A 2224-nucleotide genomic window follows, 5' to 3' on the forward strand; every position below is an offset into this window, starting at 1 on the left:
GTGGCCGACGGCGGTGTCATGATGTTCGGCCAGTGGAACGAGGTCACGCTGAAGGGCCACAAGGTGGCCTACCCGCAGATCGCGCGCAATGTCCTGGGGGACGACGGCAAGACCCTCCAGGCCCGCCGCTACTACGACCGCTACGCCCTGTTCCGGGACACGGTCCCGGAGCTGGCGCCCGAGGGCCTGTTCGACGGGATCGCGGACCCCGGCCCGGCTCCCTCCCGGGGCCCGGCGCCTGAGCGCTTGCGGGCTGCGGAGATCCCGGACCGCCTGGCGGCATGGAACGGGGAGGACGTCGATGCCCTACTCGCCCGGATGGGAAACGCACGGCTGTCGGGGCCGGGGCTGGACGCTCCGCTGACGACGGAGGCCGGCAAGCGGGCCTACCTCCAGCGGTTCTTCGGCACGGCGGACGTCCGCTTCAAGGCCGGCCAGGTCGCCTTCGGCAGGACCACGACCTACGTGGAGTGGCACGGCACGGTCTCCGGACCGAAGGGCAAGGACATCCCGTTCGGGATCGTGGAGCGCTTCGGCTCGGGCGGTGAGTGGGAGTTGTACTTCGACACCCTCCCGCTGGTCGCCAACCGGGTGGAGATCGGCGCGCTCTTCCAGAAGCTGGCCCAGCCTTAGCTTGCTCTGTGTCTTCCGACCTCGAACGGTGTCTCGAACTGGGTCGCTCACCTGGGGGTTCGCCGGACGTGGGGGCGGCCTTCGTCTGATCATGTGCTCCGACCAAGGTGCACGTGATCACGACGAAGGCCGTGAGGTGAGTCTGCTGCCTGATGACGTCCGGAGGGAAGCGTTCGCGGAAGCGTCACGCTTCCGGGGAGAGTTCTACGAGTGTCTGACCGCCCGGCGCGACGAGTTGTTCGAGCTCGTGGACGCGGTGCTGTGTGCGGACGGCGCCGTGAAGTCCCCGGTGGACTTGACGCTGCTGCCCGAGCACCGTCGTGGGCACGGAGCGATGTACGGCGGCCTGAACCACGGCCGGATCGACACCGCTCGGCTGCGGACCGTGCTGGCCGGCCTGCCGCTGCCACGTTTCGACGGCGGGCGCCTGGTCCTGGCGGTCGATGTGTCACCGTGGCTCCGCTCGGACGCGCCGTGCTCGGCCGAGCGCCTGTTCTGCCACGTCTACGGCCGGGCGAAGACGGCATCGCAGTTCATCCCGGGCTGGCCCTACTCCTTCGTCGCCGTGCTGGAGCCGGGCGCCACGTCCTGGACCGCGATCCTGGACGCGGTCCGGCTCGGCCCGGCGGACGACGCGACCGCGGTCACCGCCGCCCAGCTGCGGGGTGTCGTCGAACGGCTCATCGCAGCGGGCCAGTGGCAGACCGGGGACCCGCACATCGTGATCGTCAGCGACGCCGGCTACGACGTCACCCGCCTGGCCTGGGTCCTGCGAGACCTGCCGGTCGAGATGGTCGGCCGGGTCCGCTCCGACCGCGTGATGCGTCTGCCGAAACCACCGAGGATGCACGGCGTCAACGGCCGGCCGCCCAAGCACGGACCGGAATTCCGCCTCACCAAGCCGGAGACCTGGCCCGAGCCCGCGATCACCACGGCCACCGACACCACCAACTACGGCAAGGCCGAAACCCAGGCATGGGACAGGGTCCACCCCCGGCTCACCCACCGCTCCTCCTGGCTCGACCACGACGGTGAACTACCCGTGGTCGAGGGCACGTTGATCCGACTGAAGGTCGAGCACCTATCGAAGGAACGGGACGCTCCGCCAGTGTGGTTATGGTCCTCGAAGACCGACGCTACCCCCGACGACGTGGACCGTTTCTGGCAGGCATTCCTCCGCCGCTTCGATCTGGAGCACACCTTCCGCTTCGCGAAACAAACCCTCGGCTGGACCACCCCGAAACTCCGCACCCCCGAGGCCGCGGACCGCTGGACCTGGATCCTGATCGTCGCCCACACCCAGCTCCGGCTCGCCCGGCCGCTCGTCGCAGACCTCCGCCGACCCTGGGAGAAACCCACCACCTCCGACCGGCTCACCCCGGCCCGGGTCCGCCGAGGGTTCAGGAACATCCGCGCTCACCTCGCCTGCCCGACCCGTGTTCCCAAACCCCGAGGCGCCGGCCCCGGACGACCACCCGGCGCGAAGAACAAACACCGGGCACCGCGCTACGACGTCGGCAAGACCGTCAAACGCCCCGAGACACTCAAGGCCATCGGGAAGCTCGGCAGATCTTGGTAGATAAAGGACAAG

1 protein-coding gene and 1 pseudogene are annotated in these 2224 nt (G+C 69.4%); both read left to right on the top strand.

Annotated elements, in window-relative coordinates:
- A pseudogene (locus ACIRJP_RS42440) lies at positions 1-633 on the top strand (hypothetical protein); the annotation flags it as partial.
- Between the two features lie 91 nt (positions 634-724).
- Positions 725-2212 (top strand): NF041680 family putative transposase, encoded by a 1488-nt coding sequence (locus ACIRJP_RS42445; protein ID WP_404186577.1) that lies wholly within the window; start codon positions 725-727, stop codon positions 2210-2212.
- The last annotated feature ends 12 nt before the right edge of the window (positions 2213-2224 follow it).

Source organism: Streptomyces sp. NPDC102437 (assembly GCF_044765565.1).
Lineage (GTDB): Bacteria > Actinomycetota > Actinomycetes > Streptomycetales > Streptomycetaceae > Streptomyces.

Excerpts from the sequence above, each read along its gene's own strand:
- ACIRJP_RS42445 (WP_404186577.1), top strand. The coding sequence starts at position 725 with ATGTGCTCCGACCAAGGTGCACGTGATCACGACGAAGGCCGTGAGGTG.